This window comes from Roseibium sp., assembly GCF_965233565.1.
Classification (GTDB): domain Bacteria; phylum Pseudomonadota; class Alphaproteobacteria; order Rhizobiales; family Stappiaceae; genus Roseibium.
On the sequence record NZ_OZ247494.1, the window covers coordinates 6,190,265 to 6,208,891 of the forward strand.

At 59.0% G+C, this 18,627-nt stretch carries 18 protein-coding genes; 6 read left to right on the forward strand and 12 right to left on the reverse strand.

Features of this window, described 5'->3' with window-relative positions; all coding sequences use genetic code 11:
* Nucleotides 1–8 precede the first annotated feature (8 nt).
* From ACO6TG_RS28145 to ACO6TG_RS28160, 4 genes are read right to left on the reverse strand one after another with little or no spacing between them, the layout of a single operon-like run.
* On the reverse strand, nucleotides 9–1,919 hold the full coding sequence (locus tag ACO6TG_RS28145) for a beta-N-acetylhexosaminidase (RefSeq protein WP_422376238.1): 1,911 nt from the start codon (nucleotides 1,917–1,919) through the stop codon (nucleotides 9–11).
* A gap of 4 nt (nucleotides 1,920–1,923) precedes the next feature.
* Nucleotides 1,924–2,721, reverse strand: a complete 798-nt coding sequence (locus ACO6TG_RS28150; RefSeq protein WP_422376239.1) for an SDR family oxidoreductase — start codon at nucleotides 2,719–2,721, stop codon at nucleotides 1,924–1,926.
* Nucleotides 2,714–3,580: a MurR/RpiR family transcriptional regulator gene (locus ACO6TG_RS28155; protein ID WP_422376240.1), complete on the reverse strand. Its 867-nt coding sequence runs from the start codon at nucleotides 3,578–3,580 to the stop codon at nucleotides 2,714–2,716. The genes ACO6TG_RS28150 and ACO6TG_RS28155 overlap by 8 nt, the downstream gene beginning before the upstream one ends.
* 4 nt (nucleotides 3,581–3,584) lie before the next feature.
* Nucleotides 3,585–3,971 (reverse strand): RidA family protein, encoded by a 387-nt coding sequence (locus tag ACO6TG_RS28160; protein ID WP_094070593.1) that lies wholly within the window; start codon nucleotides 3,969–3,971, stop codon nucleotides 3,585–3,587.
* A gap of 88 nt (nucleotides 3,972–4,059) precedes the next feature.
* On the opposite strand from ACO6TG_RS28160, the gene ACO6TG_RS28165 reads away from it, so the two are divergent.
* From ACO6TG_RS28165 to ACO6TG_RS28175, 3 genes are read left to right on the forward strand one after another with little or no spacing between them, the layout of a single operon-like run.
* Nucleotides 4,060–4,581, forward strand: coding sequence for a hypothetical protein (locus tag ACO6TG_RS28165; protein WP_422378962.1), 522 nt, complete (start codon nucleotides 4,060–4,062; stop codon nucleotides 4,579–4,581).
* Nucleotides 4,582–4,583: 2 nt separating this feature from the next.
* Nucleotides 4,584–6,092 (forward strand): M81 family metallopeptidase, encoded by a 1,509-nt coding sequence (locus tag ACO6TG_RS28170; protein WP_422378963.1) that lies wholly within the window; start codon nucleotides 4,584–4,586, stop codon nucleotides 6,090–6,092.
* 3 nt (nucleotides 6,093–6,095) lie between these two features.
* Nucleotides 6,096–7,163 carry an alanine racemase gene (locus tag ACO6TG_RS28175; protein ID WP_422376241.1) on the forward strand — a complete coding sequence of 356 codons (1,068 nt, stop codon included), beginning with the start codon at nucleotides 6,096–6,098 and terminating at the stop codon, nucleotides 7,161–7,163.
* 94 nt (nucleotides 7,164–7,257) lie between these two features.
* On the opposite strand, the gene ACO6TG_RS28180 is transcribed toward ACO6TG_RS28175, so the two are convergent.
* From ACO6TG_RS28180 to ACO6TG_RS28215, 8 genes are all read right to left on the reverse strand, one after another.
* Complete coding sequence (locus ACO6TG_RS28180) at nucleotides 7,258–8,385, reverse strand: ABC transporter ATP-binding protein (protein WP_422376242.1); 1,128 nt, start codon at nucleotides 8,383–8,385, stop codon at nucleotides 7,258–7,260.
* Nucleotides 8,386–8,457: 72 nt separating this feature from the next.
* Nucleotides 8,458–9,669 (reverse strand): ABC transporter substrate-binding protein, encoded by a 1,212-nt coding sequence (locus ACO6TG_RS28185; protein ID WP_422376243.1) that lies wholly within the window; start codon nucleotides 9,667–9,669, stop codon nucleotides 8,458–8,460.
* Nucleotides 9,670–9,703: 34 nt separating this feature from the next.
* Nucleotides 9,704–10,546, reverse strand: a complete 843-nt coding sequence (locus tag ACO6TG_RS28190) for a carbohydrate ABC transporter permease (RefSeq protein ID WP_094070598.1) — start codon at nucleotides 10,544–10,546, stop codon at nucleotides 9,704–9,706.
* On the reverse strand, nucleotides 10,536–11,432 hold the full coding sequence (locus ACO6TG_RS28195; RefSeq protein WP_094070599.1) for a carbohydrate ABC transporter permease: 897 nt from the start codon (nucleotides 11,430–11,432) through the stop codon (nucleotides 10,536–10,538). The genes ACO6TG_RS28190 and ACO6TG_RS28195 overlap by 11 nt, the downstream gene beginning before the upstream one ends.
* An 8-nt stretch (nucleotides 11,433–11,440) precedes the next feature.
* Nucleotides 11,441–12,610: a Gfo/Idh/MocA family protein gene (locus tag ACO6TG_RS28200; protein WP_422376244.1), complete on the reverse strand. Its 1,170-nt coding sequence runs from the start codon at nucleotides 12,608–12,610 to the stop codon at nucleotides 11,441–11,443.
* Nucleotides 12,607–13,356: a copper homeostasis protein CutC gene (locus ACO6TG_RS28205; protein WP_422376245.1), complete on the reverse strand. Its 750-nt coding sequence runs from the start codon at nucleotides 13,354–13,356 to the stop codon at nucleotides 12,607–12,609. The genes ACO6TG_RS28200 and ACO6TG_RS28205 overlap by 4 nt, the downstream gene beginning before the upstream one ends.
* Nucleotides 13,353–14,264: an ROK family protein gene (locus tag ACO6TG_RS28210; protein WP_422376246.1), complete on the reverse strand. Its 912-nt coding sequence runs from the start codon at nucleotides 14,262–14,264 to the stop codon at nucleotides 13,353–13,355. The genes ACO6TG_RS28205 and ACO6TG_RS28210 overlap by 4 nt, the downstream gene beginning before the upstream one ends.
* A 240-nt stretch (nucleotides 14,265–14,504) precedes the next feature.
* Complete coding sequence (locus ACO6TG_RS28215; RefSeq protein ID WP_422376247.1) at nucleotides 14,505–15,386, reverse strand: N-acetylmuramic acid 6-phosphate etherase; 882 nt, start codon at nucleotides 15,384–15,386, stop codon at nucleotides 14,505–14,507.
* Between the two features lie 199 nt (nucleotides 15,387–15,585).
* Between ACO6TG_RS28215 and ACO6TG_RS28220 the strand changes: the two genes are divergently transcribed.
* From ACO6TG_RS28220 to nagA, 3 genes are read left to right on the forward strand one after another with little or no spacing between them, the layout of a single operon-like run.
* Entirely contained in the window at nucleotides 15,586–16,347 is a 762-nt protein-coding gene (locus ACO6TG_RS28220) for a GntR family transcriptional regulator (RefSeq protein ID WP_094070604.1), read from the forward strand.
* A gap of 5 nt (nucleotides 16,348–16,352) precedes the next feature.
* Nucleotides 16,353–17,393, forward strand: coding sequence for an SIS domain-containing protein (locus ACO6TG_RS28225; protein WP_422376248.1), 1,041 nt, complete (start codon nucleotides 16,353–16,355; stop codon nucleotides 17,391–17,393).
* Nucleotides 17,390–18,538, forward strand: coding sequence for an N-acetylglucosamine-6-phosphate deacetylase (nagA, locus tag ACO6TG_RS28230; RefSeq protein WP_422376249.1), 1,149 nt, complete (start codon nucleotides 17,390–17,392; stop codon nucleotides 18,536–18,538). The genes ACO6TG_RS28225 and nagA overlap by 4 nt, the downstream gene beginning before the upstream one ends.
* Nucleotides 18,539–18,627: the final 89 nt, after the last annotated feature.

Genomic DNA, 18,627 nt, shown 5'->3' on the forward strand with positions numbered 1-18,627 from the left:
GCCCTTTTCTAGAGTTCGGGGAAGAATTTGCTGCTGGCGGCAAAGCGCGGCCAGTTCTTGTTCTCCGGATGTGTCCAGCCGGCTTCGGCCACAGCATAAAGGCGCGGGAAGACCATATGGTTGAACACGCAGTTGTCGACCATGTGCTCGCACCAGATACAGGCCTGGACCCCGACCAGCGCGCCCGGACCGGAGGCGCTGAGGCCGTCGGAGGCCTCATAACCATAGGCGGATTCCGGTGTGGACACGCCGGCCCAGCTTGCACCGGGCTCCTGCCAGCCGGAGGCTTGCGCCATGTCGAGATAATAATGCTGCCCCGGCGTGCAGATGACCTGGTAGCCCTGGTCAATCAATTCGCGGGTCACCTCCGGTTTCTGCCAGGCCATCAGAAGCACACCGTCCGGGTCGATGCCGCCACCGTGCGAAACCTCGTCCCAACCGGCCAGCTTCTTGCCAAACTTCCGCAGGATGTCACGTACGCGGCCCATGAAATAGGCCTGTACTTCCATCGTGTCCTTCAGTCCGTGCTCTTCCATCAGACGCTGGGTCCTGGGAGAGGTCAGCCAGGCCTTGGTGTCGACCTCATCACCGCCGATGTGAATGTAGTCGCAGGGGAAGAGGCTCGCGACCTCGGCAAACACCTTTTCAAGGAAGGCGTAGGTTTCCTCCATCGCCGGGTTCAGAGCATTATTGGGATACCCCTGAACGGAATGGTAGCTCTCGGGCGGTTCTGCCTGGTCGCCCAGATGAGGATATGTCTTCAGGATCGCTGTGGAATGACCCGGAACGTCGATTTCCGGCAGAACATCGATGTTGAGGCTGGTGGCATGGGCGACAATGTCCCGGACATCGTCCTGCGTGTAGGCGCCCTCGTAGACTTCTGAGGCATATCCGAGCTGTGCGACCTGCTGACAGCCTGGACCACGGCGGGCGCCGCTCACGGTCAGTTCCGGATAGGCCTTGATTTCAAGGCGCCAGCCTTCGTCGTCGGTCAGATGCCATTGAAAGATGTTCATCCGGGCCCAGGCGAGTATGTCGAGCAGTCGCAGGATGTCCTTGGGGCCGCGGAAGTGTCGTGAGACGTCCAGATGGGTACCGCGCCAGGAAAAGCGGGGGGCATCTTCGATATGGGCGTCGGCCGGCAGGCAATAGCTCACCGGGTCACTGTAGGCGCCGAAGGCCATCTGCGCCAGCGCCGTGAGACCATAGTCGAGACCGACCGATCCACCATAGCTGATGGCAACTGCTGCCGACTTGAATTGCAGGCGATAGCCGTCCTCGGGAAGCGCTTGGTCCGATTCAAAGGTCAATGGCATCAGGTCTGCGCCCGGAGCAAACCGGAAAGGATAGGGAGCTGCCGAAAAGAGCCGTTTGGAAAGCGCATTGATCTTGGCTGCCGCTGATTTCTCGATGGTCGTACCGCTGTCGATCAAGAATGCGGCAAGACCGCTTTTCTGGCCGGAAAATTCGACGCTTTGCGGCCAGGGCACAATATGCAGTGGTGTGTCGACCTGCCCCTCTGGCACCTGTTTGCGTTCACCGGTGTCAAGTTCTGCCGGTGCTTCAAGGTCGGTACACTGCACATCATGGATCGCACCTGACGTGGTCAGATAGGCGGATTTCGGTCCGTCGAGCCTGTGTCTTCCCGGGTGGCTCAAGCCTTGGATGGAAAAGGACCAGGTTTCTCCCGGCTGCAGAACGAGGCCGTCGGGTGGCGTAATCTCGTGAAAGTTGGCGACCCGCGAAAATCCCGCGGCATTCTTGAGCGTCGCGCTGTTGACCGCTCGCGTGACGGAGGTGAACGCAAGAGAGAAAGAGGAGACCGTCTTGCTGCCGGTATTTGTCAGTGCAAGGTCAAAACGTGCATGGGCAAGGTCATCAGAAGGCTGAAAATAACTGTCGAGAACAAAGTTGCTCATCTGTTTATCCATCAAAATCGGGCGATTGGGTGAAGGTGCGGGGGAGAGCCGTCGAACCAGCGGTCAGACCGCTGTCGACGGGAAGGCAGATGCCGGTGATGCAGCGCGCGGCGCGGCTGGCAAGGAAGGCGACGGTGGTTGCAATGTCGTCCGGTTCCGGCAGGTGTTTGAGGGGATACCAGGCAAGGGCTTCATTAAAGACATCCGGATTGGCTTTCGCGCGATCTTTCCAGGCTTGTGTTCTGACTGTGCCGGGCGCGACGGAATTGGCGCGCAGACCGTATTTGCCGTATTCGACGGCAATGGCCTTGGTTGCGTGAACGAGCCCCGCTTTCGCGGCGCTATAGGCCGGATGGCCGAACGCAGCCAGACCGTTGACAGAAGCAATATTGACGACACAGCCTGAACCGCACTCGGTAAGGGGAGTTTCAAACACCTTGAAGGCATTGAGAGCGGCCTCCAGGTTCAAGGAGAGGTCCTTTGCCAGGCTGGCAGCGGTCATGGAATGCAGCGTCAGCGACGCGGCGGCCCCCGCATTGTTGATGAGGACGGTCACCGGCCCGAGACCCGCGACGGAAGCAGCCAACTCGGACAGGGCTTCGGGGTCAGTCAGGTCGCAAACAAAGGCGCTGGCCTGGAAGCCTAGCGCATTCAGATCTGCCACAGCCGCATCGAGTGCTGTGGCGTCTATATCTACCGCAGCGATGTGATGGCTGGGGGCGAGTGCCCGGCAAATGGCCGCACCGATGTCGCCGGCTGCGCCCGTCACGACGGCGACGGATTTGGCAGAATGGTCAGTCACCAAGAGCTTCCTTGTCATCCGGATCCCGGGAATTGCTGAGCTGGTATTTGACCCGCCGGAGGCTTTCGCGCGCCTCGTTGCCGCGTTTCATGGCGACAAGCGTTGCCAGAAGGTCGGTCACATAAAGAAACGCAAAACGGCTGGTGCTGGGCCGCAGGATGTTATCACCCTCCGGAAGATCGATACCGATCGTGATGTCGGCAAGATCAGACACCGGGCGGTCCGGACGCGTCAGCGCAATCACGGTGGCGCCATAGGTCTTGGCCGCCTCCAGCGCGCGCACCATCTGCAGGTTCCGGCCGGAGACCGACGACGCCAGCACGACATCTCCGGCAGATAGGGTAGCAGCCTGCATGAGCTGCATGGCGTGATCGGTGATGCTGACCGTCCGAAGGCCAAGCCGGAAGAAACGGTTCTGCATTTCGTCGGAAATCATCGAAGACGTACCACCGGCGCCGAAGGCGGCCAGGAGACCGGCCCCGGAGATGGCGTTAACTGCACGGTCCACCGAGGCCATGTCGAGTGTCTGGCGTGTCTTGACCGCTGCGTCCTGAAGCTGGACCAGCAGACTGTCGGCAACATCCGAGGGGGCGGCCGAGGCCGCATCCACCGCCAGATAGCGGGTGCCGGCAAAGGTGACCTGCGCGACCTGAACCTTGAACGCAGTGAAACTGTCACAGCCCAGACGCCGGCAGAAGCGCGTCACGGTCGGCGGCGATACGCCCGCCCGTTCGGCAACATCCGTTATGCCGGCGTTGACGATGAAATCCGCTTCCGTGCGCAACAGGCTTGCCAGAATACGTTCCGACTTGGACAGTTCCGGTTCAATCTGCTGCAGCACGGATAGGATGTCCCGCATGGGGTCAGTCCGGCTTCTTGTAGGCGACGCAGTCGATCTCGACCTTGCAATCGACCATCATCGTCGCCTGGACACAGGCGCGCGCCGGCGGGTGTTCGCCGAAATAGCTCTTGTAGACGCCGTTAAAGGACCAGAAGTCGCGCGGATCATCCAGCCAGACGCCACAACGCACCACGTGTTCCAGGCCATAACCGGCTTCTTCCAGGATAGCGATGACGTTCTTGATGGTCAGATGTGTCTGTTCAACGATGCCGGTGCCGACGATTTCACCGTCTTTCATCGGCACCTGGCCGGAGACATACAGCCAGCCGTCCGCTTCGACAGCGCGGGCGAAGGGAAGGTTCTGGCCACCAGCACCGGATTTTTCAGCACCATAGCGTGTGATCGACATATTCAGCTCCAAAAATGAAAATGATTTACATAGTGGTTTGACATTGGTTTTATTTCACCCGTATATTTTTCAAAAATCAACCATCAAAATGAAAATGGTTTCCGATATGCAGGGTGTTTCCGACAGTCAGACCAATCCTTTTTCAAACGTGGACCCAGACAGGGCGGAAATCTGGGACATGTTGGTGGTGCGCGACATCAATGCCTTCGTCGCCGCGGACTGGTCTCAGGTTGCCGATGATTTTGACGTATCGGCGTTTTTCGGCGTGGACGGGGGCAGAGCAGCCAATCCGGACGACTGGACGCTCGGATTTCCGGACCTTGAGACCTACAAGACGGAGTGGTTGCGTCAGGCAGCCGACTTTGCCGAGACGGAATTTGCCGAAGACGCCAGGGCTGCCATTTTCGATGCAACGGATCTGTCGGCGATTGAAGTCAAAGGCGGCCGGGCAATCGCTCACAAGAAGTTCGACGGCTCGATCACCAAAGCCGATGGCAGTGTGGACAGGCTTCTCTGGCAGACTCTTTATTTCTGCGTCCGAAAGGAGGGGCGCTGGAAAATATGCGGCTTCGCCGGTTATCTGCCCAATCCATTGGCGGTGGCATCCTGATCATGTTCCGACCGCGCGCATTCACCGCCGTCCTGGCAACCGAAACAAACACGTTTTCGCCGATCCGCATTGATATCGAGGCTTTTCGGGCATCACTTCTGGCCCGGCCCGGAGAACACCCGCAAACACCGACCCTGTGCTCTGCTGTGGTCACCGTGGGGCGGAGGTTCGCTCAGCTACACGGATGGGACTTGATTGAAGGCACCGCAGCCTGGGCGGATCCGGCCGGTCTTGTGGCGCGGCAGACATACGAGGATCTGCGTGATGAGATCTGCGGGCAGATCCAGGCGCAACTGCCGTTTGATGTTGTCGTGATCGGCTTGCACGGCGCCATGGTCGCCGATGGCTATGATGACCCGGAAGGTGACCTGCTAGGCCGCATTCGGACGCTTGTTGGCCCTGACACGCCGATCATTGCGACATTCGACCCGCACAGTCACCTGACCGCAAAGCGCGTTGAGGCGGCTGATGTCCTGATTGCTTTCAAGGAATTTCCGCATATCGATTTTGTCGAAAGGGCGGAAGATGCCTGGGAAATTGCAAGGCGCACTGTAGCTGGAGAGATCACTCCGACAATAAGCGTTTACGATCCGAAGATGATCGATGTCTTTCCCACAACGTCTGAGCCCATGCGCCACCTTGTGGATGACATGATCCGTCGCGAGAGGGAAACACCAGACCTACTGTCGCTGTCCGTGGTGCACGGTTTCATGGCTGGAGATGTTCCTGAAATGGGGTCGAAAGTACTTGCGGTAACCGACGCCAACCCTGCATTGGGGCAGGAGATATGCCGTGATTTCGGAGAAAGACTGTTCGGACTGCGCGGCAAGGTGCGCAGCCGGGAACTGACACCGGCCGAAGCATTTGACAGGGCGTTCGCCTTTGAAGGCGGTCCTGTCACAATCGCAGATATGTGGGATAATCCGGGCGGCGGAACGGCCGGAGATGCGACCATTCTCCTCGCAGAGGCAATGGCGCGTAAGCTCGACAACATCGCCATTGGCTCGATCTGGGACCCGGTTGCAGTTCAGCTTTGCCATGTCGCAGGCGAGGGGGCCCGCATGCACTTGCGGTTCGGTGCCAAGTCAGCACCGCATACCGGCGCCCCGATCGATGCGGAAGTCGAGATTGTCCGCAATATCCGGAATGCTGAGCAGCGTTTTGGCGAGAGCCACGTTCCGATCGGCGACGCCAGCCTGATCCGGATTGGCGGCATTGAGGTGATCCTGAATTCAACAAGGGCCCAGTGCTTCGATACAAGCCTGTTTTCGAATTTCGGCGTGGAACCGACGGATCGGAAGATCCTGGTCGTGAAATCGACCAATCATTTTCACGAGTCCTTTGCGCGGGTCAGCCCGCTGATCCTCTATTGTGCTGCCGGCCGGCCCTATCCGAACGACCCACGCGTCACGCCGTATAAAAAAGCGCCAAGAGATATCTGGCCGATCAACACTGTGCAGGCACCTCAGGAAATCCAGGCGAGCACGACGGCCGCCAAGCAGGGAGTTTGAGCGATGAGTGTCGGGCTTTCCATTCACGAACTTCTGACGCCGGTTGCCGTGGTCGACGAGACGGTTATGGCGACCAACATTAAAGTCGCACAGGACTATTTCGACAGGATCGGACGGAATTTCCGACCGCACATCAAGACCCACAAAATCCCGGCGCTTGCGGCCGCTCAATTGGCGGCAGGGGCCAAGGGCATCAATTGCCAGAAGGTCAGCGAGGCCGAGGTTTTCGCCGATGCCGGGTTCACGGATATTCTGATCACGTTCAACATGCTCGGCAACGCGCGCCTCAACCGTTTGCTGGCCCTGAACGCGAAGGTCGATCTTCAGGTCGTCGCCGACAATCCGGTTGTCGTGGATGGATTGGCTGCGGTTTTTTCCAGGGAACAACCACTCAAGGTCCTGGTTGAATGCGACACCGGCGCTGGCCGGAATGGTGTGCAGTCACCAGTGGAGGCGGTTGAGCTTGCAAAGCGCATCGACGCTGCACCGGGGCTTCAGTTCCACGGCCTCATGACCTATCCGCGGCCCTCTTCGGAGAAGGACGTGGAGGCTTTCTTTGCGCAGACGATCAAGCAGTTGGCTGCCGCCGGTCTGGATTGCCCGGTTGTTTCGCATGGCGGATCACCCAGCCTGTTTGACAGCGACCTGGTGGCAAGTGCGACAGAGCATCGGGCCGGCACCTACATTTTCAACGATCGGTCCATGGTCCGCGCCGGCATGTGCGACTTCGACGATTGCGCCATGCATGTGCTGGCAACCGTTGTTTCCAGGCCTACGGAAAACAGAGCCGTTCTGGATGCCGGGTCCAAGGCGCTGACCTCCGACCTGCTCGGCTTTTCCGATCATGGACTGATGATCGACTATCCGGACGCATCGATCGCGGCACTGAGTGAAGAGCATGCGGTTGTGGATCTGAGCAAGTCTTCGAAAAAGCCGGAAGTTGGTGAACGGGTCCGGATCATCCCCAACCACACCTGCGTGGTTTCCAATCTCTTCGACAGGATGGTGTTCCATCGAGACGGCGTGGTGACGCGCATTGAGCCTGTCGCCGCCCGTGGGCAAGTCGTCTAGTCCTCCAGACGACTTGCCCGCCTAATCAATACAGAAAACGGCCGCCCGAGAGCGGCCGTTTTCGATTGGTTCGCACCCCGAAGGGAACGTGTGATCAAATGTGCATCTCGGCAGCGTCCAGCGCTTCAAGCGACAGTTGACGCTCGAACGCCTTGCTATTCTCGTCGAAGAGATGACAGTCCGCTCCCTTCAGCCCCATGGCAACTGGCTTGCCGACCTTTGCCGGCGCCGAGCCCGGGAGAAGGCTGCAGAATGTTGCTGCGGCACCTTCGACCGTGCTGTAGGTAACGGTATGGATGCCAAGATGCTCCACGACGTTGGGCAGAACCTCGATGGTGGCGTCGGCCTTGCCGAGGGTCAGGTGCTCCGGGCGGATGCCAAGTGTCAGTTTTCGACCGGCAACGTCTTCGTCTGTCGAGACCTTGACCGTGAGTTCGGAGCCAGAGGGGAGTGATACCGTCACGCCGTTTTCACCGACGCTTTTTCCGGTGACCTCAATGAAATTCATTTTCGGATTGCCGATAAAACCGGCGACGAAAAGGTTTTGCGGCTTGTGGTAGAGCTCAAGTGGTGACCCCACCTGCGAGATGACACCCTGATCAAGCACAACGATCCGGTCCGCCATGGTCATGGCTTCGACCTGGTCGTGCGTGACATAGATCATCGTTGCGTCGAGTTCCGTATGAAGCTTCGCAAGTTCCACGCGCATCTCCGCGCGGAGCGCTGCATCCAGATTGGAGAGCGGCTCGTCAAACAGGAAGACGGACGGTTCGCGCACAATGGCCCGGCCGATGGCCACACGCTGACGCTGGCCGCCGGACAGTTCGCCCGGCTTGTGGTGCAGGCGCTCGGTCAGCTGCAGAATGCCCGCTGCGGCCTGTACCTTTTCCTCGACCTTGTCCTTCGCTAGACGCTCGACGCGCAGCGGAAAGGCAATGTTCTCGTAAACAGACATATGCGGGTAAAGCGCATAGGACTGGAACACCATGGCAATGCCGCGTTTGACAGGCGGCAGGTCATTGACGACGGTGTTTTCAATGGTGATATCGCCACCGGTGATTTCTTCAAGTCCGGCAATCATGCGCAGCAAGGTCGATTTTCCGCATCCGGACGGACCGACAAACACAATGAAATCGCCGTGATCAACATCGAGATTGACGCCCTTGATGACTTCCACATGGCCGTAGCTCTTGTGGACGTCGCGCAGCTGCAAGTCGCCCATGGTCATTCCTTTTAAAGATGAGTGGGCCGGGCCCCCAAAGGTGGGAAGGGGGCCCGGTCACTGCACAAGGTGTTACTTGAATTCCTCAAGCTGCTCTGCTGCGATTTCAACGGCTTCAGCCGCAGAAACCTCACCCAGAACCACACCCTGAACGGCTTCGTTGATCGAGTCCTGCAGACCGACATAGTCAGTGACGAACGGCTCCGGACCACCGGTCGGGATGGCGTCGAGGAAGGCTGCCCAGGTCGGGTCCTTCTCGACCAGCGCCTTGACTTCCGGCAGGTCGCGCAGCGGCGTGAAGCCTTCGGCCAGCTCGAATGCCATCTGGTTTTCCGGGTTGGTCAGCAGCTTGGCGAGGTCAAGCGCCTGCTCTTCGACACCGGAGCCCTTGAAGACGGCGAGGGAGTCAGTGATCAGCAGCGTGCCGGGACCGCCGCTCGGGCCATGCGGCAACGGTGCGACGCCCCAGTTCACGTCGGTAACGCGGGTACGCTCCCACGGACCGGAGATGAACATGCCGATCTTGCCTTCGGAGAACAGCGGACGCAGCTTGGCGCGGTCATAAGCGACCGGACCCGGCTGGGAAACGGTTGCCATCTTGCCGTAGAAGTCGAGCGCTTCGACGTTGTTCGGCGAGTTGAAAACGATCTCGCCGTCCGCGTTAATCACTTCGCCGCCATTGGTGTACACGTAGTTCATGAACTGGTGCATGGTGTTGTCGAAGGACGCAGCGGCCAGGCCAAAGCCGTCAGCTTCGGTCTTTTCCTTGATGGTTTTGGCCGCTTCATACATCTCGTCCCAGGTCTTGGGAGCAGCTTCCGGGTCAAGACCGGCTTCCTTAAACAGGTCCTTGTTCCAGTAGAGTGCCTTGGTGGAGAAAGCGCGCGGCAGACCCCATTGCTGACCGTTGGCGGTGATCGTGCCAAGGATCGGTGCGGCGTAAGTGGCCTTTTCTTCCTCGGTCATGTTGACCGGGACGATCAGGTCGTTGGCCGCAAGCTGCTTCAAAGTGCGCGAGCCCATGTAGGAAACGGCAGGCGGATTGCCGGCAGATGCCAGGGTCGTGGACTTCTCCTGGCACTGGCCCCAGGGAACGAACTCAACATCGACCTTGTAGCCCGGGTTCTCTGCTTCCCAGCCCTTGATCAGCTCGGCCTGGATCGGAATGCCGGCACCGGTATTGTCGCCGCATACGATCATGTGAATGCTCTTGTCGTCAGCCTTGGCGGCAGTGACGAGGCCGAGGGCAAAAACACCACTCAGCAGCACGGATTTGAGAGTCATCTGAATTCCCTTTCCTGGTTGGTTTTTGTTGTTGTTATTCTTTGACAGCGCCTGCCGTCAGACCGGCGACGATGTAGCGTTGCAAGAACACATAGACGAACAGCACCGGCAGAATGCCGACGAGGCTGGCGGCCATGAGTTCGTTCCAGACGACCGACTGTCGTCCGAAGAACTGGAACAGGCCGACCGGCAGCGGGTTCAGCTCGTTCACGGAATTGAAGGTCAGCGCATAAATGAACTGCTGCGCATAGGCGGTGATGAAGGCGGTGATCGTGACCACTACGATGCCGGGCAAGGCGACGGGAATGATCACGCGCCAGAGCGTGTAGATCTTACCGGCCCCATCCACCCAGGCAGCTTCCTCAAGCTCCTTCGGGATGCGTACCAGATAAGACCGCAGAAGCCAGATCCCGGTCGGGATCACGAAAGCGGTGCCAGGTGCGATCATGGCAAAATAGGTGTTCAAAAGACCGTATTGCTGCATCAGCTTGAACAGCGGAATGATCAGGACGGCGCCGGAGAACATGTTGACGGCGATGAAGATGCCGAGCAGTGAGTTGCGTGCCGGGAACTCGAACCGGGCAAAGGCATATGCCGCCGGAATGATGCAGATCAGACCCAGTACGGTGACAACCGTTGCAATGAAGAACGAGTTGAGCATGTACATCCACAGAAGCGGCACGTTCTCCCACATGGTGAAATAGGCATCGAAGCTCATTTCATCGGTGATGAACCGGTAGGGGATGGAGAACAGGCTGGTCAGCGGCCGCAGCGACACCACGAAAGCTTCCACGAAGGGCGCCAGCACAAAGGTGAGGAACACTGCCAGGCCGAAATAGATCAGCACATATTCGTACCAGCGATACTTATGCAGCATTGTTCGGGCTCCTCTTGGCAAGGCGCGACAGCAGCAGGAAATAGACCAGCGTGAAGGAGCCGAGGAACAGTACGATCATCACCGTCCGGGCCGCGCCTTCGCCGTATTTGAAGCGGCTGATGGCGGTCTTGTAGGTGTCGATGATCATCGTTGTCGTGGCGCCGCGCGGGCCGCCCTCCGTCAGGATCCAGATGATGTCGAAGGAATTGAAGGTCGCGATTGCCGACAACAGCGCCATGGTCGCGATCGAGGGAATGATCAGCGGCAGCGTGATGCGGCGGAAGCGATAGAAGCGGGAGGCTCCGTCGACCCATGCGGCCTCGTAGAGATCCTTCGGAATGGATTGCATGGACGCAAGCAGATAGAGCGTCACCATCGGAACGCCGATCCAGACATCGGTGACGATGGTCGCCATGAAGGCGGAGTTCTTGTAGGCGAGGAATTCAAACGGCGCGTCGAGAATGCCGACCCGTTGCGCAATGCCCGAGATCATGCCGAACTGACCATTATACATCCAGCCCCAGATGAAAACGCCAATCGCGATCGGAATGACCCAGGGCGGCATGACGAGAACTCGGAACAGGGCGCGTCCCGGAACCATGGCGTTGAGCAACACCGCACCAAGCGTACCGATCAGCATCTTGAGGGCCACCGACAGGCTCATCCAGTAGAAGGTGCGCGCAATCACTTCCGGGAAGCGGCGTGACATCAGCTTCTCGTAATTGTCCAGCCCGACATACTGGAAGTTTGGGCTCATGCTGGTGTTCGTGAAAGACAGGCGGAACGTCTCGTAGAGCGGGTAGGCGACAATCGCCAGCATCACCAGCGATGCTGGTACCAGCAGGAGATACGGGAAATAGTCCGTCTTTTTCTTGGTCTGTGCCATGCTCCCCCCTAAGCCAGGCCGTAGCTGTCGAATTGCTGCCAGGTCTCGGCAAGGTCGAGCACGGCCCGGGCCTTGCGCGCCTCATCCAGCTTGATTGCGGTCAGGCCCGCTTCCAGCGCATCCAGAACGCCAACCGGCAGGCTGCCGCCGTTTTCGAAATAGTGATTGAGATCCCTGGCCATGGCGTCGTCAGCGCCGTAGTGACCGTCACGGCCGGCATCGACCAGCTGCGGCCGGTCGATCAGGCATGCCGATGTCAGCGCGTCGTGTACCCGGTAATAGTTCCGGATGAAGTCGCCCTCTGCCATGCCCTTTGTTCCCATAACGGCAAAACGCCGGAACTCGTCAGGCACGTAAAGATTGGTGTGAAAACACAGATTGGCACCGTCTTCATATTCGATCAGCGCTGTCTGGTAGTCGATGATGTCACCGTCGCTGTCGAAATCCGCATTGCCGCCACCCCAGCGCGGTGTAAACGGGTCGACCCGATCCTTGTAGACAGGTCCCGGGAAGCTGTGATCTGCTTCCGGTCGGTTTTCCGGCACGAAACTCTTGCGTCCCCCAAAACTGGAAACGTAGCGTGCCCGGCACCCCGTGATCCCCTGGTAGAGATCCAGGTCGTGGCAGCATTTTTCGAGCAGGAAACCACCTGAGTTCTTCTCGTAGCGGCGCCAGTCGCGCATGAAGAAGGAACCGTGATAGGGGCCGATATGCTCAGCTGCTTCAATCGAAACCACCTTACCGAGCTGGCCGGCCTTCAGGCTTTTCTGCAGTTCCGTGTAAAGCGGTGAGTAGCGCAGCACCAGGCCGACGATCACGCGCTTTTCGCCGCCATGCGTCTTCATCAGAGACAGCAGTTCGAAGGTTTCAGCTTCCGTGGTCACAACCGGCTTTTCGCAGAAGATGTATTTCACGTCCGACTGCAAGGCGGTCCGGAGATGATCCAAGTGCATGAAGTTGGGCGAGCCGATCATCAAAAGATCAAGCTTTTCCTTCTTCAGCATGCTTTCCAGATCATCATGAGCGGTCAGCGTATTGCCGCTTCTGCGCTCCACATGAGACAGACCCGCAGGTGTCGGATCGACATAGGCGACCGGATCGAGCGCATTCGAGACGTTCTGAAGGCAGCTGCTGACATTCGCGATCCGGGCACCGAGGCCAACATATCCGGTTCTCATGCTGCGTCCTCCGCATGCAGGTCCATGGCATGTCGCAACGCTTGGACAAGACCGGCATCGGTATCTCTTGTGCCCGTCGCGGCAACGAAACCCAATCGTGTTTCAGCGGTAGAGGGCGGAGGAACATCGCCTTTGGGTTTGGAACAGGATGCGTGCAGCTCCGAAACGCCGGCATGTCTCAAAATGCGTGCTGCATTGGCGGCGTTAACGCCAGAGCCGGCCATGATGGAGAGGCGTCCGGCTGCAACTCGGGCTGCCTGATGCAATCGGTCCATTCCCAATTCGGCTTTGTCCGCCTGGCCGGAGGTCAGAATACGTTCAAAGCCGAGCGCGATGGCATCTTCAACAGCCTGTCCATAGTCATGAACCGTATCGATTGCCCGATGCAGCGTGGCGGCAAGCGATGTGCTCTTGAGTGCGACGCTCAGAAAATCTCGGTCCAGCGCCTGATGATCGTCGACGGCGCCAAGCACGATCCCTTGAAGGCCGGCATGCTCTACGGCTTCGATGTCCCGCAGCATCGCCGCCTTCTCCAGGTCCGAATAGGCAAATCCGCCCCGACGCGGACGGATCATCACGTAAACAGGCACCGGCAGTTTTGCAGCAGCCGTCATAACACCCAAGGACGGTGTCAATCCGCCTTCGGACAGGGCGGAGCATAGCTCGATCCGATCGGCTCCGTTTTCAGCGGCGATCCAGGCGCCTTCCAGCGTGTCGACGCAAACCTCCAGCGGAATGTGGGTCATGTCAGTGCCTCGCTATACGCTGTACGGGCGACGATGCCGGCTCCGTGCAGGCCGCCGTTTTCGGCAAACTGGCCCTTGAACACCAGCGGGTCGGCATAGTGAGCAAGCACAAGTGACCGGGTCTTGCCATCGATCAGCGAAAGCAGGGCCTCATCGCCCGACAATCCACCGCTCACCGGGATGGCATCTGGCCCGAGCGTGTTGACAAGGACGGAAAGAGCGCGGGACAGGAGAGTGGCATAGGCCTCGATGGTGTGCGTTGCCTCCACATCGCCGCGATGCCAGGCAGACGTGATGTCCTTGCTGGACAGTGCCTTCCCGTGCAGCGTCAGATGGATTTTTTCCATGCCACGCGCAGAACAAACTGCGTCGATACATCCGGTCTGGCCACAACCGCAAGGGTAATGCTCAAGGCCCTTGAGCTGTCCGCCGGCGGTCGGATCGACAACCGGACCATGACCCCATTCGCCGGCAATGCCGCCAACGCCCTTGACCAGATGTCCGTTCACAACGAGGCCGCCACCGACACCGGTTCCGAGAATGATGCCGAAGACGACGGATTTGCCACGACCGGAGCCATCTATGGCTTCGGCAAGTGCAAAGGCGTTGGCATCGTTTGTAATCAGAACCGGGCGCTTCAGTGCGGCTTCAAGATCAGCCTTGACGGACCGCTTGTGCAGGCAGGGAATGTTGGCAACATCGGCAAAACCGGTCCGGTCGTCGAAAGCGCCTGCCAGGGAAATCGAAATCGGTCCCCGGTCTGTTCCGGAACAGCTGTCGATAGCATCAACAAAGGCCTGCCAGTCTTTCCCAGGGGTTGGAACGCGGCCGCTTTCAACGACGGAACCGTCGTCTTGCAGGGTCCCGTGACGGATAAAGGAACCGCCAATGTCAAAACAGGTGGTCATTGCCAGCTGAAACGCCTCTGGGTTACATTTGTTAGCATCCAGTTATAATACCAATATGCAACCAATTGAACGTCTAGTAAACCACAAAAAGCCATTGGCATGACTTTTTTAACGAATTGGGTCTGGGGTCTGAGGGGAGGCGCCTATTGTCGAAAACACGAAAGGGTGCAGCAGGCGTCACGGAGGTGACGCCAGGCGCGGTGGCCGGGCAATGCGTTTGGCTGCCGGGTAAGCTGAGGCCTAAAGAAAGGGGCGCAGGTTGCCGCTGTGCTCTTCCAGAATCTGTTCTGCACGAGTTGCGTCGATATTCTGGAGAATCATGAGAGCTGCCGTTTTGACCCGTCCGCCTGCCTGTTCCAGATTTCTCTCGGCAGCTTCTGCGGTGCAGCCCGTCAGGTCCTGCAGGATCCGATGTGCTCGCGCCTTCAGTTTTTCATTGTCGGCAACGAGGTTGACCATATGCCCGCGCACGGCATGGCCCAGGCGCAGGGCTACCAGCGTTGAAATCATGTTGAGCGCAGCCTTTTGCGCGCTGGCGGCGCCAAGCCTCGTAGAGCCGGCAATGATTTCGGCCGGCGTGTTGAGCAATATCGGGTGATCGGAAAGTTCCAGCAGTGGTGTGTTCGGATTGTTGGCAAGGCCGATCGTTTCTGTTCCGGCTGCTTTGGCTGCCTGAAATGTGCCGAGTGTGTAGTGGGTTGAGCCGCTGGCCGAAACGCCGATCAGAATGTCGCCTTTGCCAAGTCCGGACTTCTGGAAATCGTGATGTCCTGCGGCTTCGTCGTCTTCATGTGTCCCGGCAAGATGCAGCAGATTCTCTGCGCCTCCGGCATAGAGCATGCGCATGCGTTCCGGTGGGAAGCCGAACGTTCCCGGTAGTTCCAGGCAGTCGGATAGCGCGGTGAGGCCGGCACTGCCAGCGCCCGAGTACCCGATTTTGGAATCGGCCTGCGCTGCGCGTTTCAGGGCATCTGCGGCGCGGCTGATCTGCGGAATGGCCCGTTCGACCGCGTCCAACGCCTGTTTCTGCCGAAGCAGAAGCAAGGCCAGGACGTCGTCGTCTGACTTGGTGGAGAGGCCAATCGAGAGTGGGTCCCGGTCTTCGGTCGTCGGCAAATTCATGGTTTCTGAAAACTGGCTGCGGTCAGTGTCATATCGCGAAATATGCCTACAAAGGCAAGCGGAACTCGCGACAGACCGATTGGCGTCTGGAAGGGGTTAAGGGGAGTTCGGTGACTTTTATCACTTGATTTTCGGTTTCGATAGAGTTTAAATTGGTATCTGAAAGGTATTATTTTCATCACCTGAGGCGCCTCGTTTCATGACCGAGTTTATCACGATGCTGGAAAATGGCGACTGGCTGGCAAACTCCAGCGGTCCCCGGTATCTGCAGTTGCGGCGGCGTATTCAGCAGGCGATTGACGAGGGTGTTCTGAAAGAGAATGAACCCTTGCCGTCTGAGCGGGAGATTGCATCCATCACCGACCTGTCCCGGGTCACCGTCCGAAAGGCGGTGGCTGGGCTGGTGGAAGATCAGATCGTTGTACAGAAACGCGGCAGCGGATCTTTCGTGGCTCCCAAGGTTCACAAGGTCGAGCAGCGCCTGTCCAGCCTGACGTCTTTCAGCGAGGATATGGCACGTCGCGGCCTGTCGGCGAGCAGCGAGTGGTTGCGCCGCGGCCTGTTTCCGGCATCACCCGAAGAAATGTTTACGCTTGGCCTGACGTCCGGACAGCGTGTTGCCCGGGTCGAGCGGCTGCGCAAGGCCGACGGCACGCCGATGGCGATCGAGCGGGCTTCCCTGTCTGAAAACATTCTGCCCAATCCGGAGAAAGTGACCAGCTCGCTTTACGCGATCCTGCGCGGGGCGGGGCTGCAACCGGTTCGGGCGATCCAGCGAATTTCCGCCCGCAATCTTGAGCCGATCGATGCCGATATCCTTGGTGTCCCGGCGGGGTCCGCAGGGCTGAAGATCGAGCGCGTCTCCTATCTTGCCAACGGCAATGTCGTTGAATTCACCCGATCCGTTTACCGCGGCGATGCCTATGACTTCATTGCCGAACTTCAAATTTCGGAAGACTAGATCTTATGAACGAAGCCTTGAACCTAGACGCCCCGACGCATATGCGGCGGGAGATTGAAGAGATCCCCGACGCTGCCCGCCGTCTTCTAGCGGACGGTGCTCCAGAAATTCGCGAGATTGCAGCCAGGGCAGGGGCGCCTGTGTTTTTGGCAAGTGTGGCGCGCGGGTCGTCCGATCACGCGGCAACCTTTCTGAAATACGCGGCCGAAATCTATCTTGGCCTGGCAATGGCCTCGCTTGGCCCGTCGGTGTCGTCCATCTATAGCGGTCGTGTAAAGCTCAATCAGGCACTTGTGATCGCCATTTCGCAGTCCGGTGCAAGTCCGGACATCCTGTCGGTTGTTGAAAGCGCCGACAAGCAGGGGGCCTTCACGGTCGGTCTGACCAATACAGCCGACAGCGCGCTTGCCCGTTTGTCCAAGGCGACGGTGGATATCGGCGCCGGACCTGAGCGCAGCGTTGCCGCAACCAAGACCTTTGTGAACTCCGTTCTTGCGGGGCTGTTGCTGCTGGCCGAAATCGGCGGCGACAAGACTTTGCTCAAGGCGCTGGCAGATCTTCCCGGGCAGTTCGAAAAGGCCATCGACATGGATTGGCGGGCCTTGGCCGAGCCGATTGAAAAACGTGGATCGCTCTATGTGATCGGTCGTGGTCCCGGTCTCGCCATTGCCCATGAAGCTGCCCTTAAGTTCAAGGAAACGTGCCAGATTCATGCGGAGGCCTATTCGTCTGCGGAAGTGATGCACGGGCCTGTTTCCATCGTCGAAAACGGTTACCCCATCCTGGCGCTTGGCGTGCGCGATGCGGCGGAAGAAGGGCTTGCTCAGGCCGCTGACCGCATGGTCGATCAGGGCGGCAGCGTTTTTGCCACCAGCGACAAGGTGCTGCGCGCGCACAAATTGCCGTTTGTCTCGGCAGACCACCCGCTCACCGACGCGCTTGTGCAAATCGTGTCTTTCTACGCCTTCATCGAGTGGTTCGCACGTCATCGGGGCTTCAATCCCGATGTTCCCAAACATCTGAAAAAGGTGACGCAGACGGTATGACCGCCGCAACCGCCTATCTTTGCAGCCGGATCTTTGACGGCCGGACGCTTCACGAGAAAGCTGCGCTCGTTGTCGCCGACGGCGTGATTTCTGGTCTGGTTTCCTTCGATCAGCTCGACGAAAACCAGCGTCAGGTTGATCTCGGCGACGGGATCCTTGCACCGGGACTGATCGACCTGCAAGTGAATGGCGGCGGTGGATTGATGCTCGGCGATGCGGAGAGTGTCGAGGACATGGCACGCATTTGCCATGCCCACCTGCGGCTCGGCACGACGTCCCTGACACCAACCCTGATCACCGACACACCTGAAACAACACGCAAGGTGGTCAAGCTCGGGATCGAGGCCTGGGCGCGCGGCGTGCGCGGTTTCCAGGGGCTTCATCTTGAAGGACCGCATCTTTTCAAGGGGCGCAAGGGCGCGCATGACCCGGATCTGATCCGGCCCATGACAGAAGACGATATTGAACTCTACCTGTTCGCCGCCAGGCAGCTGCCCAGCCTGATCGTGACAATTGCACCGGAGACCGTCACCCCGGATCAGGTCCGCAGGCTTGCGGAGGGCGGCATCCATGTCAGCCTCGGCCATAGCGGTGCTTCCTATCGGGAGTGCAAGGCGGCTGCAGAGGCGGGGGCGTCCTGCGTCACCCACCTCTTTAATGCCATGAGCCCGTTGCAGCACCGGGAGCCGGGACTGGTGGGCGCGGCCCTCGATCTTGGAAGCCTGAGCGCAGGACTGATCGCCGACGGCGTTCATGTCGATCCGGTCGCGATCAAGGTTGCGTTGAAGGCAAAGAACGGCCCTGGTCGTATCTTCCTGGTGACTGATGCCATGTCACAGACCGGCACCGATGTGACCTCCTTTCACCTCGGTGGACGCGAGATTTTCCGCCGGGACGGCACGCTGACCCTTGCGGATGGCACACTGGCCGGCGCAGACATCGATCTGCCCGCTTCCTTAAGATACCTGACCGGGACGCTGAACATGCCGGTGGATGCGGCGCTTGCAATGGCGACTGCCGACCCCGCCGACTTCCTTGACCGGCCGCTGGGACACTTGCAACAAGGGCGAGCGGCGGATCTGGTGCATCTTGACGAGGACTTCGGCGTTGCCGGTGTCTGGGTCAACGGCCAGCCGCTCTCCTGACACTCTCGCTTGCGTTTCACATCTAGCCCTTAAACGCTGAACTCCGCGCTCTTAAAGCTGATTGAGACAGGTCAATGTTGGTCTGAGCG